We start from the raw sequence: 13136 nt of genomic DNA on the forward strand, positions 1-13136 counted from the left end.
TACAGCCCCGTCATCGAGGTAGCGCGACAGCGCTGCCCAGCGTTTAAGGCTGTAATCGAGTGCTCTGCTGATAGCCGAACCTTCGGGGACAAGATCACGCTGGGCGATCATCCAGGTATGTAGTCTATCCATCACTGGCGCGGCTTTTTCTTTCCGTATTCGGCACCGTAAATCCGAGTCCAGGTCACGCACTTCGCTCTCGATTTCGTACAACAACTGGATATAACGCAGGGCCTGCTCGGCGAGCTGGCTCTTGTTGGTGGCATGCAATTCGAAAAACTTGCGCCGGGCGTGGGCCATGCAGCCGATCTCGGTCACGCCGAGTTCGAAGCTGGCCTTGTAACCGCCAAAATCGTCGCAGACCAACTTGCCTTTCCAGCCTTGCAGGAAGTTGCAAGCATGCTCGCCGGCGCGGCTGGGGCTGAAGTCGTAGACGACAGCGGCTGTTTCGCAGAACTGGCTGGTGGCGTAAGCCCAAACATAAGAGCGGTGGGTTTTCTTCGTGCCCGGAGCGAGCATCTGCACGGGTGTTTCATCCGCGTGCACGACCTGCTGCCCGATCACTACGTCACGCAGGGCGTCGACCAGCGGCTGCAACTGCACACCCGTCATGCCAACCCATTGGGCCAACGTCGAACGTGGAATCGCCAAGCCAGCTCGACCGAAAATCGTTTCCTGACGGTAAAGCGGAAGATGGTCAGCGAACTTCGCGTCCATGACGTGGGCCAGTAATCCGGCAGTCGGAATGCCTTTGTCGATAATTTGCGCAGGTACCGGCGCCTGGATCAGCGTTTCACAGTCATCACAAACCCACTTGCCACGAACATGGCGCTCAACGGTAAACACGCCCGGCGTGTAGTCCAGCTTTTCGCTGACATCTTCACCGATGCGCTTCAGTGCGCAGCCGCTATTTCGGGCCATCGTTCAAAAACACGGCCTCTCCAGCGAAGAACTCGTTCTTGCCATGCAGGACGATATTTACCTCCCCAAAATACAATCCGACTTTAATGGCGGCGAACGCAGCGGCGTGAATGGCACCCCAGCGTTTTACATTGACGGGCTTCGCTATGACGGGGTTCCAGAGCTCGCCGAGATGAGTCGGATGATTGAGCTTTCGTTGGTGCGCGGACGAAATCGCTAGAGAGCGACATCGGTTTGGCATCACCCACACCGTAGCCGAGGGCTCTGCAGTCATGGGTGGATCAGCTATCCGCCAGGTGGCAAAAACTTAATCAAAGAAGGCCAGGGTGCGAACTTCGATACTCTCGCGCGGTGGGGCTCCCGGCGGCGTATTTGGGTCCCGGAAGGCGGTATGGGGCGTGAAGCGGGCTCGGCCGTCGTGACGCGAGTCATACCCCTTGATCAGCAAGACTTCGTCACGGAGCATGTCCGGAAAATAGTACCAGCGCTGGTGCGGATTGTAGGCCAGGTGGTAGATCTCACCGATACGATCCGGATAGACCAGGGCGGTGGCCAGTAGGTCATTGGGGTCGAGCGTCGAGGCGTCCAGCACGGCCAGCGGCGAGCGCTTAACGGGCCCGCTCATCGGGCGCCAGAGGTTGATCTGGGCCACCGGCACCGCTGCCAGTGTGGCGGCCTGATCCATGCCCAGCGCGTCGCGGATACGTTCAGGCCCCGAGCGCTCTGTGTAGTCATTATGCACACGGCTGGCTGGACCGCGAACATCCCGCCCCTCGGCGTCGCTGCGCCTGGTGTGGTCGAAGATGATGACCCGGCTCGCGCCCGTCAACTCCTTGATCAAGGCCTTGACCTCTTCATAGTAGACGTTTTCCACTGAGGTATCGTCGTAGAGATCGTCGACCACCGTATCCCGCCGATGGAATTCGAACCCCTGCTTGTCCAGAGAAAGGCTGTCTGCCAACGGACGACCGTTGTGTATCGTGACCTCGCGCTCCTCCTGCTCGGCAAAGTAATGCGGTTCACTGTCGCCGGTCAGAGCCTCGGTATGCACATAGGGCTTCGCATCGTGCTTGACCAGGTAGGTGAGTGTCGTGATGACACTGGCGGGCATATCGGTTGTGCATTTCAAGTAACACCTCCCGGTCTGCTGACCGCATCCGGCGTGGTGTCACCGTGGCGGCGCTGTAGCTTGCATGTAGACTCTCGATCGTATGCCTTCGAACGGACACTTTCAAATGCTCCTCGAGGTGCATGGTCCCCGACCGGTAGAAAAGGACATCTCTCAACTCGGCACCGACGACCAGCTTGACCAGGACTGGCGCGTCGGACTCCAGGCCCGCGCCCAGGGCGACTACTAGGCGCACGACGAGTAGCACATGGAATCCATACCCCGTAGTTTGCAGCTGGAGCACTCGTTGCTTTGGTTGTCTCGGATCCCGCTGCTGACAGCGTCTCAAGCCGTGATCCTGAGACGCTGCGTAATGGCACAAAGTAATCTGGCGTGGTGAGCGCTGACACTCTCTACTTCCCCGGTTCAAGAACTGCCCGCCCGCGAGTTTGCGGCGGGCGGGCATTCCAGGTGACGAGGGGTGTCCCTTGCCTGCGACAGACAAGATGAAGCGCAGTATCAACCCGAGCGAACCTCGATCCGCCTGCCACGCGCGCGCTCTTCCTTGGGCAGTTCGACACGCAACACGCCGTTGCTGCATCTAGCTCTCGCCTGCTGGGCATTGACCGGAGCGGGAGGCTGAAAGGTGCGCCGGAAACTGCCGAAGGTGTACTGCCGGACGCGATAACGCCACATTACCCTGCTCCTGCTCGATGTGCTTTTCATCGCTAATGATCAGGGCTCCTCCCCGCACTTCCATATTCAGATCCTCCTTCACCATTTCCGGCATATCAAGGCGAACGACGATCTGGTCGCCATCCTCGTAACGATCGCTGGCCAGCAATCCCCAGTTCGACGCAAGTGCGAGTGACTAGGAAGGAACCTCCGACGAGCTCCTGCTCCGGTTGACGGGCGTGAAGCGCGTCAGCGCCTCGCTGGTAATATCACGAAGCTGACGCCAGCCCTCGGGCAGCGAATACAAAGTTTCCACCGGTCCATGTTTGAGTTTAGCTACTTTGTCCATGGGGTCGACCTCCGCACACTCAAGGCCCTACTCGCTCTTCGCGACGATCTTACGAGGCTGGGCATGCGCGCGCAAGCTCAGCACGCCGTCCCGTAGCTCAGCGCCGATCCGGGTCGTATCCAGCTCAGAGCTCAAGGTAAATTCTCGCCTGAATCGCGACAGCTGGATCTCGGCGTAAACGACCTCCAGTTGTTGGGACATCTGCGGCATGATCTCCCCTTCCAGCAAAAGCGTGTCACCTTCCACATTGACCACGAGATGCACCTTGGGCACGCCCGGAAGGTCCGCAAACAATTAAATTTCGTTGTCGTCTTCGAATGCATCGACACGCGGCAGCAGTATTTGGGGTTCAGTCTCATTGCGCACGACTGCTTGCTTTTCGTTCATGGTGATTCCTCCTTCAAACCGATGCTGTTACTGAATGGCTATACGCCTGGGCTGCACCACCTCACGACGAGGTAGCGAGATGCACAGAACACCGTCGCAACAGTGAGCTTCGACCTTGTTGGTATCAACCTCATCGTTGAGGCTCACAGTACGCTTGAAGCGTCCGGAAAAACGCTCGTTGGCATACACGGAGCAATTGCCCTCATCTGCGATGCGCACCGGCCGGCGTTCGCCAGAAATCGATAGCAACCCTCGGTGATCTGCAGATCGAGATCGTTCGGATCGACGCCGGGAACGAAGGCGAAGATCACCATTGTCAAGTTCGAGAGACTGCAGCGCGAACTGCAACAAGCTCTGCGACCGGGTCTTGGGCGCCCGGGCAGCATTCACGCCTTGGCCAGTGGCGCTTTTCCTGCCATTAACGTAGGAAGCACACCGTCCAGCATTGGGCGCTCTGTGTCTTCTGTTCGAGATCATGTCAGTCAGCTGAAAGGAGGATTGTCATGTACGAGTCCCTTCTTAATCTGTCGAGCGAGCTCGATCAGGCTTGAAGATGCGGTCAAACTGTAGGACTTGCCTGACAACCCTCCGAGCGTCGTGGGGTGAGTTTTTTAACCCTGCTTGCCCGCGATGGCCTCGGCGGCCCGTTCAGTGGCACTGATCGCTTCGATTGCCAGCGGCCGGCCGTCGTTATCGATCGCACCACGGAAATTCACTGCGGCCACCTGACGGAGCACGTCCTGCAGGAACTCTTCCTCGCGACTCCAAATTAGGGTCTTGGCATTGACAAGAATAGCGGCCCCCTTCATTTTCGTCAGAAAGGTATTCGCTGGTTTCTGCTTAACAGAGTATTTTTACTGTGCGGGGTACAATCAGCACCAGCGCGGCTTTCTGGACTCGTTAACGCTCAATTGCTCTGCATATCAATTATCTCGATGAAGTTTTTGATTAAGGGGGACTGCTGACTTTTTCGCCAGACGAAATAGATATCGCTCGAGTCCAGACCAGGCACATAATCGGCCTGAAATGTATCCGCTCGGCTAGCGTAACGGTCGACATAACTTTCCGGCACACAAGCGAATCCTAGCCCTTCTGCTATACATGCAAAAATACTCGGATACGACTCGATTTCCAGAATCGCCCGAGGATGGATGCCGTTGCTTTCAAGCCAGTTGTCAACCTGGAGTCTGTAGTGACAGGTGCGACCAAATACATACAGCTCAAGTCCAGCCAGGTTTTCGAGGGTGGGCGAGGAGAAAGCCTTCGGTACCACTCTCAGCAAGCGCTCACGAAAGGCTAAGCGGCTTTCAAGCAACGGATGCTCGATTGGGCCATCAGTGAGGATCAGATCAAGCTCGCCATCGATTAATAGTCGCTCCAAGCGTAACGAGTGCTCCGGGCGGATGTGGAGCTCTACTCCTGGCGCCTCAAGACGATACCGTACGAGACGCTGGGGTAGATGATTAGCCAGCGCTACATCCAGCGCCCCGACTCGAAGCACGCCATTAATGGAATCGGTCGAAAACAGCGAGCGTGTTTCAGCTGCGAGATCGACGAGCAATTTTGCGTTGCGGTAAACCAGCCTACCTTCGGGTGTAACCAGCAACCGGTTTTTTTCTCGGTTGAACAGGACGACACCCAGCTGGTTTTCAAGCTCTCGCAGCCGTGTTGTGATGTTCGAGGGTACGCAATGCAGCTGTACCGCGGCGGCGGCTATTGTGCCGCACTCTACGACGGCGCAAAAAAAACCGAGCTGTGAAAGCTTCAAGACATTTTCCTTTTGTGATGGCACTAGTCACTTTTTGTCACTTTTAGTGAGCCCAGTGTAAGCGCAACATAGGTCTCGCAAAGGCATCCAATGACCTTAATCTTCTGGCCTCAAGGGCTCGCGGTAGATAGGGCGTGGACGCACGGCTTTCGTCTCTGTTAGAGAAAGCCTTCTAAGAGATGTCGGCCTTGCGGGCCGATGCAGCAGCGGAGAAACTAATGCGCATCCTACATACCATGCTACGCGTAGTAGATTTGGATAAAACCATTCACTTCTACACCAAAGTGCTCGGCATGAGCCTTTTGAGAAGGAAAGACTATCCGGAGGGGAAATTCACCCTTGCTTTCCTCGGGTATGGCCCAGAGACAGAATCTGCCGTCTTGGAACTGACGCTAAATTGGGGACAGGATAGATATGAACTTGGCGATGCTTATGGGCATGTCGCTATCGAGGTTGAGGATGCAGAGGCGGTGTGCAACCGCGCAGCAATCCTGGGATATCGCGTTCCTCGGTCAGCAGGTGTCATGAAACATGGACGCACGATAATCGCTTTCATTGAAGATCCCAACGGTTACAAAGTCGAGCTGATTCAAAAAGGCACACAATTCGACTAAGGATTCTCCGAACAAGTTACCCACCAGCCGCAAATGGACGGCTTGGAGATGCCGAAAACCCCGATTTTCAGCCGCTGATTATTGGAAAACCAAGGCATAGCCTTGGTTTTCTGCCCCCACGGGCGCACCTCTCCCGCAGCAGACAATAATTGCCGGCGCACCAGCCACAGATTCGACAGCGCGAATAGTGTGGTCAATTGCGCCGTATTCTTGGCCAGGCCACGGAAGCGGGTCTTCACATAACCGAACTGACGCTTGATCACCCGAAACGGATGTTCGACCTTCGCACGTACCTGGGCTTTGGCCTTCTCGATCTTGCGCCTGGCCTTGTACAGCGCACTGCGTTTGCTCAAATGCTTGTAGGTGCTGCGTCGCGCAGCGATCTGCCAGATCACTTGCCGACCGTCGTGCTCAGGCCGTTTCTCTCCTAAGTCAGACTCTTCAATACTGAATCACTTAAAGTTTTGTGGCGCACGCGGAGCGCTTGTTTCAGGTCGACTCCGGCTCGGATTGATCGGCAGCAATCGGCACAGAGTGTTTAAAGACGCTAAATCCCGTTTCGATTTCCAAGGCCAGTAGCTGTCCGGCTTCGTAGCCTGATCAGGGTACGATGTCCCTTCCTGGTGAGCTAAACCGCCCCAGCAACACGCCAGATCATTCGTAGCGGCCAGGATGTGCTCAACGCATGGGCTCTGGGCGCAGGCGGCACATTGATAGCTCGCGCCATGGTCTACGAACTCGGCGCAATGGGCGAGTCAGGTGTCAGTAAGGCGTTGCAGATCCTGCACAAGGAGCTGGATGTGTCGATGGCGCATGCGGTCACACCGATATCAGAAACGTCGATCGAACAATTCTGGTCCCTGGCACTTTTTGAACGGCACTGCGAAGAGAAGACTATGAAAATTGGCTTTTAAATCTATCAGGCCTGGCTGCCCCCGTGGGTTTTTCACACGTAACCGTGGCTTGCGCATCAGAAAAGTACGCGTCCGAGATTGAGATCTTTACCTTCGGCAGAGGCTTGCGGACTCGGAATTCACGTACCAGCTTGCAAAAAAGGCGTTTCACCAGTCGATGATCCGGCAGTTTGGAAGGACCAACTTTTTCAATAGAATCGGTTGGTAGCGGCCGGCTGTGAAGTGCCATTTTCGATTCAAGCGGAGTACGCGTACCAACCTTGCGATCGTAACGAGAACAAGGTCGGTCTTGTGCGATCAGTCGACTGACTGTGGCACGCGCCTGAGCGCCTCAGCCATGAAGGGAGCTGTCTGGCTTGTTGGCGCGACCGCTACCTGCCGAGGCGTGCCGACCGCCACGATCCGGCCGCCCGCCTCTCCCGCGCCGGGCCCGACGTCGACTACCCAGTCGGCCTGGGTCACCGCGCGCATGTCGTGCTCGATCATCACTACGGTATTGCCAGCATCGACCAGGCGCTGCAATTGTACTAGCAAGCGGTCGACATCCGACGCGTGCAGGCCGGTAGTCGGCTCGTCGAGCACATACAGGCTGCGACCTCGCTGGCTTCGCTGAAGCTCCGTGGCGAGCTTGATGCGTTGCGCTTCGCCCCCCGACAACTCCGTGGCGGGCTGCCCAAGGCGCAGATAACCCAGCCCGATGTCCCGCAGTAGCTGCAACGGCCGCGCGATGGCGTCCTGGCTCGCAAAGAAGTCCTGGGCTTCTTCCACCGTCATGTTCAGCACATCGGCGATGTTGCTCCCATTCCAGCGCACGGCGAGCGTAGCCTCGTTATAGCGCGCGCCATGGCACGTGGGACAGGGTGCGTAGACGCTGGGCATGAACAGCAGCTCAACGCTGACGAAACCCTCGCCTTCGCACGTCTCGCAGCGCCCCTTCGACACGTTGAAGGAAAACCGACCGGCGTCGAAGCGACGACGGCGCGCGTCCGGCGTCGCGGCAAACAGTTTTCGCACGTGATCGAACAGACCGGTGTAGGTGGCCAGGTTGGAACGTGGCGTGCGGCCAATCGGCTTCTGGTCGACCTGGACCAGGCGCTGGATCACCTCCACATCGCCTGCAAGGTGGCCACCGGTGACTTCGATCATCGCCGGCCCTTCGCTGCTGGCGTTTTCGGCCGCATCGTCCTCGGGCTCGTGTCCCAGGTGCAACAACAACAGTTCCGGCAAGGCCTGAGCGGCCAGGCTGGATTTGCCCGAACCCGAGATGCCGGTCACCGCCGTCAGCACGCCGAGCGGGATGTTGGCATCCACGCCATGCAGGTTGTGCCGCCGAATACCTCGCAACTCCAGCCAGCCGGCGGGTTCGCGCCCACGGCTAGCCGGCGCGGGGATTTCATCGAACAGATAACGTGCGGTGCGCGACTCGGCAATCTCACGCAGCCCTTGCGGCACACCGCTGTAAAGCACATGGCCGCCCCGCTCTCCCGCATCCGGCCCCACATCCACCAGCCATTGCGCGCGGCGCATCAAGTCGAGGTCGTGTTCCACCACGAACACCGAATTGCCGGCATCGCGCAGCTTGTCCAGAGCGTCGTACAGCGACTGGCTGTCTGAGGGGTGCAGGCCTGCTGAGGGTTCGTCGAGCACATACACCACGCCAAACAGCATGGAGCTCAGTTGCGTGGCCAAGCGCAAGCGTTGCAGCTCGCCAGCCGACAGCGTCGGGGTGGCCCGATCCAGGGTGAGGTAACCCAGGCCCAATCCGCGCAGCTGGCGCAGTCGCGCCATCACACCCCCGACCAGGCGCTGCGCGGCAAGGCGCTTCTCCTCCGAGAGCGCCGAGGTCCGGCGCACGTCAGGCGATTCGGCATGCACCGCACGACCGCGCGCGGCGCGTTCGGATCGATCACGACGGGTCGCGGCCAGGTCGGTGCCCTCCCCGGCTGCGTGCGCGCGAAAATCGCCCTGGGCGATGGGCTCGAGCAGCGCAGCCAGGCGGTCCAGCGGCATTTGCATAAACTCGCCGATGTCCACCCCGGCAAAGGTGACCGACAGCGCCTCGGCCTTGAGCCGCTTGCCGTGGCAGGTCGGACATGGCTTGCCTTCCATGTAGCGCGACACGCGCTTTCTCATCAATGCGCTCTGGGTATTGGCAAAGGTGTGCAGCACATAGCGTCGCGCGCCGGTGAAGGTCCCCATGTAGCTGGGATCGAGCTTGCGCTTGAGTGCGTCACGGGTTTGGGCAGGTGTGAAGCCCGCGTAGACGGGTACCGTGGGCGTCTCCTCGGTGAACAGGATCCAGTCACGGTCTTTCCTGGACAGGTCCTTCCAGGGGCGGTCGACGTCGTAGCCCATGGTGACCAGGATGTCGCGCAGGTTCTGACCATGCCAGGCCGGTGGCCAGGCGGCGATGGCCCGATCACGTATGCTAAGCGACGGGTCGGGTACCATGCTCGCCTCCGTCACCTCGTACACGTGGCCCAGGCCATGACACGCCGGACATGCCCCTTGCGGCGTGTTTGGCGAAAAGTCCTCTGCGTACAACATCGGTTGATGGGCGGGATAGGCGCCGGCACGCGAGTACATCATGCGTATGAAACTGGACAGCGTGGTCACACTGCCTACGGAAGAGCGCGCATTGCTCGCCCCACGCTGTTGCTGCAATGCGACCGCTGGCGGCAGGCCGTCGATCGCATCGACATCCGGAACGCCCGCCTGGTCGATCAATCGCCGCGCATAGGGGGCAACCGACTCGAAGTAGCGCCGCTGCGCCTCGGCATAGATCGTGCCGAAGGCAAGCGAGGACTTGCCGGAACCCGACACACCGGAAAACACCACGAGCGCATTGCGTGGAATGGCGACATCGACGTCCTTGAGATTGTTTTCCCGCGCGCCGCGCACTTCCACCAGGCCGCTGGCCGCAGTGTTGCAGGAGGATTCACCGAATGAAGGGTTTGGCATGGGCTCCCGTCCCGCTGTTCGTGATGGCAACGTGCTGTTGATCCGGGTGGGCCGAACGCTCATGTTGACCGGAGTTTAGTGTTGCAAGTTCGGCGCCCGCGTTGAATCCCCTGCCCTGCCCCGGGAACCTTTCGCCTATCGCTGTCAATCCAGCGACCGAACATTCGCTGTAGATGTGCCAGGCGCTGGTGAATTCGTTGCTGGAAGATGTAGAAAACCGGAGTCAGGCTCGCGTTTTGATGGGTTTCGGTGCTGCGTCCGGCTCCATATCCCATCACAGGGCATCGGGCAATTCGGCTTGCACAGTGGTGTGGATACGGGCTTAAGCAGGATCGCCAGTCCCCCCTCCACGGCTTTATCCCAGTTGGCATCGCTACACGTCCAAACTCAGCCGCGCCTCTGACGCTGCAAAGTGGCGGCAGGAGTGTTGGTTGGAGCGCCTTACTGGACTTGCTTAGCCGGGTAGCTTGGCCGCGAGGACGTCAACCTTCTCGATTGACGGCGGTGTGGCAAACAGCTCGGCAGCCTTGGCCTTAAGCGCCGCTGCGACCTTGCCTGAAAGATGAGTCTGCCGGCCTGCTTCATCCGGGAAGGCGTCAAAGATGCCAAAGGTGGACGGCCCCAAGCGGATGGCGAACCAAGCCGTAGTGGCTGGTTCTTCCTCCACTATTGGAAGGCCACCCAAGAGAAAGCTCTCTACCTCTTTCTCTTTCCCGGGCTTTGCTTCCAGACGAACGAACAACGCTACGTTGACCATGACGTGCCTCCTGTTGTTAGGACTACATCATCATGCCCCATGCTTTCCAGTAAGCGCAACGCAATATTCGCCGATATGCCGCCCAGCTCCAGCGTGGCGGGGATGAAGGGTAGCGTCGAGTCAGGTGCCAAACCATCGGGTAAAACAGTTGCCTAAATTGGCAGCAAAATAAGCGCCCGAAGTGTTGCTGGCACTGGAGGATATCGAAAATTCGTTCAGCGACTACGGTAAGCGTCACCAGCGACTATAGTCATCGATGAGCCAGAGCGAATCCTGCGGTTCTGCTACACACTTGGCCCTCAATCCAATACCGCGAAAGCACGGCGGATCTCCTCCTGCTTCTTGATGCGGAACGTGAACGTCTCGCAGCCGAAGACAATCAGGCTCAGGCTCAGGCTGAGATCGAGGTGAATCGCGGCATCGTCGCCATTTATAAACCACTTTGCGGTGGATGGAATTATCCCGCCGGGCAAGTCGTATCCCGCTGAGCAGACCCCAACCGCCCATCTATTAGGGCTCAAGCAATGCACACTTCAGAATTGGATGATGCAAAAGAAACGAATGGCGACCTGGTTCAAGGGCCGCTGCCGGCCGGCACTGTCGCGCCCGACTTCACTCTGTACGCAACCCCTGATCAACAGTTGTCGCTGCGCGAGCTAAAGGGAAACCCCCGTGATACTGGCGTTTTATCCCGCTGACTGGACTTCGGTGTGCGGTGACCAACTGAATTTGTACAACCAGTTGCTACCCACATTCAGAGAATACGGTGCGGCGCTACTGGGTATCTCAGTTGACAGCGCCCGGTGTCATCAGGCCTTTGCCAAAGATCGGAATTTTCACTTCAGCCTGCTGACCGATTTCGAGCCCAAAGGGGCTGTGGCACGACAGTGGGGCGTACGAGTCCCACCTGGGGGCTTGTAAGCGGGCGCTGTTCGTGATTGACAAGGAGGGAGTGGTCGCCTGGAGCTACGTCTCCCCGATGGCAATCAATCCCGGGGCGGACGGCATTCTGGATGCTCTGGCGAATTCATCACAAAGCACGCCAACCTAACATTAATAGGTGATCACATGGCCAATCTCAAAGTCCCGGTATGTGCAACCGACCATCGCCAGGGAAGTGCGCAAGCCAAGGTCACACTGGTGGATTTTGGTGACTATCAATGTCCCTATTGCGGTGAAGCGTATTGAGTGGTCAAAAAGCTACAACAGCATTTTCGCGATGATTTGCAGTTCGTGTTCCGTAACTTTCCACTGACCACCGCTCACCCGCATGCGCTGGGTGCAGCTGTCACTGCTGAGTATTGGCGTGATGTACGATGCGTTCCATGTTGCTCTGCTATGTTCAAACGAACGGCGCAGCTTTCGCGCTCCAGGACGGCAGCTCGTCAGGAATATTTCTCTTCCGCTGAAGTGTCGCCGTGGGCGTGTCTGATCCTGCGCACGATCCACCAAATCGTCAGCATCACCCCAGGCAGCAGAACCGCCGTCACCTGCGCCACATTGTCGTGAACGATCGGAATGCCCTTGAGCAAATAGCCGAGAAGACTCACGACGTAATAAGAAATTGCCGCGACCGACAGACCTTCGACGGTTTGCTGAAGGCGCAATTGCATCTTGGCCCGGTTGTTCATCGACGCCAGCAGATCGCGGTTCTGGTGTTTAAGTTCGACGTCGACCCAGGAACGCAGCAATGCTATGGCCCGGGTCAACTTGTCGGAGAGCTTGGCTTGGCGCTCCTTTACGGATTGACATGTCCGCATGGCTGGAGCGATGCGACGCTGCAGGTACTCCGCCCAGGTGCAGTACCCGGATACGGCCTCTTCCGAAAGCGCTGCCAGCCTTTCCTCGACGATCTCGTAGTAGGCGCGGCTAGCCCCGATTCGATAGAAATTCGCCGCAACGCCAGCTTCCAACTCGGCAGCCAGGCCGGGTAATTCGGACAGCAGCACGTCGCTGTCGCGCCGCTCCACCAAGCTCGTACACATCTCGTCGGTGATCGCGGCGAGCCGCGACTCTATACGTCGCAGTTGCGACGTCATCGATCGTGTCAACGGCAGAGACAGCAACGCCAGGGTACGGTAAGTCTCGATCTCCAGCAGACGCTGAACCAGCGCACCCGCCCGCGCCGGGGTCAAATCGCGGGTGAGGATGAGGATCTGCGTCAAGCCGTCCTCATCCTATCGGAAATCGGTCAGGATGACGGCAGAACCGTTCTCCACAATTGAGTAGCACATGCTGCCAGGATCAAAATGATTGGCCTCCTTCTCCGTTTCCGGCGTCCATGGAAAAAGTCTCAAATGGATGCCAGAGACGACCGGGCCTGGAGCAATCCATGCTTGAACGGGTTTTCGCCGCACGGCTCTCCGTCTCGGAATCCAGCGAAGCACACCAGAGATACGTCGAGAACTCGGCGTGCTTTTCGCAGTGCAGGTCCCCCTCATCCCATGTCAAGTCGTGAAGCAGCGTAGCGTGGTCGGGCTCGGCAACGCCGAAACGATGAAATAACGTGCTGATCGCCATCTGATCCTTGGCCACGTCGCCTTCGGTCATGAAAGCGAGCTGCAATATGCTCCGGGGGGCCTGAAGCAACAGATGCGGGCGCGCGTGCACTTCGTCAACGGCTGCAGCAAGATCGACATAGGCCGGCATGCCGTACACGATGGCAGTCGGGGCGGGTGGTAT

General features: G+C 58.3%; 13 protein-coding genes and 6 pseudogenes. 6 read left to right on the forward strand and 13 right to left on the reverse strand.

All coding sequences use genetic code 11. The features are described from left to right. A pseudogene (locus A7K61_RS28445) lies at window positions 1-906 on the reverse strand (IS66 family transposase); the annotation flags it as partial. 58 nt (window positions 907-964) lie between these two features. Here A7K61_RS28445 and A7K61_RS31890 point away from each other — a divergent pair. Beyond that, window positions 965-1141, forward strand: a complete 177-nt coding sequence (locus tag A7K61_RS31890; RefSeq protein WP_371914728.1) for a DsbA family protein — start codon at window positions 965-967, stop codon at window positions 1139-1141. A gap of 87 nt (window positions 1142-1228) precedes the next feature. Here A7K61_RS31890 and A7K61_RS28455 read toward each other — a convergent pair whose 3' ends face one another. The 8 genes and pseudogenes from A7K61_RS28455 to A7K61_RS28475 all read right to left on the reverse strand — a co-directional run bounded on the left by A7K61_RS28455 (window position 1229) and on the right by A7K61_RS28475 (window position 5208). Beyond that, window positions 1229-2050 carry a CmcJ/NvfI family oxidoreductase gene (locus A7K61_RS28455; RefSeq protein ID WP_069558846.1) on the reverse strand — a complete coding sequence of 274 codons (822 nt, stop codon included), beginning with the start codon at window positions 2048-2050 and terminating at the stop codon, window positions 1229-1231. Window positions 2051-2548: 498 nt separating this feature from the next. Next, the gene (locus tag A7K61_RS33980; protein WP_318300333.1) at window positions 2549-2755 is read right to left on the reverse strand and encodes an Hsp20/alpha crystallin family protein; all 207 of its coding nucleotides are present in this window, start codon (window positions 2753-2755) and stop codon (window positions 2549-2551) included. A gap of 16 nt (window positions 2756-2771) precedes the next feature. Continuing rightward, a pseudogene (locus A7K61_RS34325) lies at window positions 2772-2819 on the reverse strand (hypothetical protein); the annotation flags it as partial. Between the two features lie 81 nt (window positions 2820-2900). After that, the gene (locus tag A7K61_RS33985) at window positions 2901-3053 is read right to left on the reverse strand and encodes a hypothetical protein (RefSeq protein WP_256558070.1); all 153 of its coding nucleotides are present in this window, start codon (window positions 3051-3053) and stop codon (window positions 2901-2903) included. A 27-nt stretch (window positions 3054-3080) separates the two neighbouring features. Then, window positions 3081-3347 (reverse strand): Hsp20/alpha crystallin family protein, encoded by a 267-nt coding sequence (locus A7K61_RS28465; RefSeq protein WP_232109580.1) that lies wholly within the window; start codon window positions 3345-3347, stop codon window positions 3081-3083. A gap of 120 nt (window positions 3348-3467) precedes the next feature. Continuing rightward, window positions 3468-3917 (reverse strand): Hsp20/alpha crystallin family protein, encoded by a 450-nt coding sequence (locus tag A7K61_RS31900; RefSeq protein ID WP_256558071.1) that lies wholly within the window; start codon window positions 3915-3917, stop codon window positions 3468-3470. A 134-nt stretch (window positions 3918-4051) separates the two neighbouring features. Then, window positions 4052-4249: a hypothetical protein gene (locus A7K61_RS28470; protein ID WP_069558847.1), complete on the reverse strand. Its 198-nt coding sequence runs from the start codon at window positions 4247-4249 to the stop codon at window positions 4052-4054. Window positions 4250-4347: 98 nt separating this feature from the next. Then, on the reverse strand, window positions 4348-5208 hold the full coding sequence (locus tag A7K61_RS28475; protein WP_069558848.1) for a LysR family transcriptional regulator: 861 nt from the start codon (window positions 5206-5208) through the stop codon (window positions 4348-4350). A 218-nt stretch (window positions 5209-5426) separates the two neighbouring features. Here A7K61_RS28475 and gloA point away from each other — a divergent pair, with 218 nt between their 5' ends. Then, window positions 5427-5822 (forward strand): lactoylglutathione lyase, encoded by a 396-nt coding sequence (gene gloA, locus A7K61_RS28480; protein ID WP_069558853.1) that lies wholly within the window; start codon window positions 5427-5429, stop codon window positions 5820-5822. 122 nt (window positions 5823-5944) lie between these two features. On the opposite strand, the pseudogene A7K61_RS28485 reads toward gloA, so the two are convergent. After that, a pseudogene (locus A7K61_RS28485) lies at window positions 5945-6247 on the reverse strand (transposase); the annotation flags it as partial. A gap of 231 nt (window positions 6248-6478) precedes the next feature. On the opposite strand from A7K61_RS28485, the pseudogene A7K61_RS28490 reads away from it, so the two are divergent. Then, window positions 6479-6696, forward strand: a pseudogene (locus A7K61_RS28490) (alpha-hydroxy-acid oxidizing protein); the annotation flags it as partial. A 337-nt stretch (window positions 6697-7033) separates the two neighbouring features. On the opposite strand, the gene A7K61_RS28495 reads toward A7K61_RS28490, so the two are convergent. Beyond that, the gene (locus tag A7K61_RS28495) at window positions 7034-9697 is read right to left on the reverse strand and encodes an excinuclease ABC subunit UvrA (RefSeq protein WP_069558851.1); all 2664 of its coding nucleotides are present in this window, start codon (window positions 9695-9697) and stop codon (window positions 7034-7036) included. 454 nt (window positions 9698-10151) lie between these two features. Beyond that, entirely contained in the window at window positions 10152-10454 is a 303-nt protein-coding gene (locus tag A7K61_RS28500; RefSeq protein ID WP_069558852.1) for a putative quinol monooxygenase, read from the reverse strand. 178 nt (window positions 10455-10632) lie between these two features. Between A7K61_RS28500 and A7K61_RS33990 the strand changes: the two are divergent. The 3 genes and pseudogenes from A7K61_RS33990 to A7K61_RS34000 all read left to right on the forward strand — a co-directional run. Continuing rightward, window positions 10633-10942 (forward strand): annotated as a pseudogene (locus tag A7K61_RS33990) (TolC family protein); the annotation flags it as partial. Between the two features lie 220 nt (window positions 10943-11162). Continuing rightward, complete coding sequence (locus tag A7K61_RS33995) at window positions 11163-11375, forward strand: redoxin domain-containing protein (protein ID WP_256558075.1); 213 nt, start codon at window positions 11163-11165, stop codon at window positions 11373-11375. A gap of 147 nt (window positions 11376-11522) precedes the next feature. Then, window positions 11523-11642 (forward strand): thioredoxin domain-containing protein, encoded by a 120-nt coding sequence (locus A7K61_RS34000; RefSeq protein WP_256558072.1) that lies wholly within the window; start codon window positions 11523-11525, stop codon window positions 11640-11642. Window positions 11643-11839: 197 nt separating this feature from the next. Here the strand turns inward: A7K61_RS34000 and A7K61_RS34330 are convergent. After that, window positions 11840-13136 (reverse strand): annotated as a pseudogene (locus A7K61_RS34330) (DUF3422 family protein); the annotation flags it as partial.

Source organism: Pseudomonas sp. AP42, assembly GCF_001728935.1.
In the GTDB taxonomy this organism is placed as follows: domain Bacteria; phylum Pseudomonadota; class Gammaproteobacteria; order Pseudomonadales; family Pseudomonadaceae; genus Aquipseudomonas; species Aquipseudomonas lactis.

Bases quoted from the DNA above. Each gene is read 5' to 3' on its own strand.
- A7K61_RS31890 (WP_371914728.1), top strand. From the start codon at position 965: ATGCAGGACGATATTTACCTCCCCAAAATACAATCCGACTTTAATGGC.
- A7K61_RS33980 (WP_318300333.1), bottom strand. From the start codon at position 2,755: ATGAAAAGCACATCGAGCAGGAGCAGGGTAATGTGGCGTTATCGCGTC.
- A7K61_RS33985 (WP_256558070.1), bottom strand. From the start codon at position 3,053: ATGGACAAAGTAGCTAAACTCAAACATGGACCGGTGGAAACTTTGTAT.
- A7K61_RS31900 (WP_256558071.1), bottom strand. From the start codon at position 3,917: ATGATCTCGAACAGAAGACACAGAGCGCCCAATGCTGGACGGTGTGCT.
- A7K61_RS28470 (WP_069558847.1), bottom strand. From the start codon at position 4,249: ATGAAGGGGGCCGCTATTCTTGTCAATGCCAAGACCCTAATTTGGAGT.
- gloA (WP_069558853.1), top strand. From the start codon at position 5,427: ATGCGCATCCTACATACCATGCTACGCGTAGTAGATTTGGATAAAACC.
- A7K61_RS28495 (WP_069558851.1), bottom strand. From the start codon at position 9,697: ATGCCAAACCCTTCATTCGGTGAATCCTCCTGCAACACTGCGGCCAGC.
- A7K61_RS28500 (WP_069558852.1), bottom strand. From the start codon at position 10,454: ATGGTCAACGTAGCGTTGTTCGTTCGTCTGGAAGCAAAGCCCGGGAAA.
- A7K61_RS34000 (WP_256558072.1), top strand. From the start codon at position 11,523: ATGGCCAATCTCAAAGTCCCGGTATGTGCAACCGACCATCGCCAGGGA.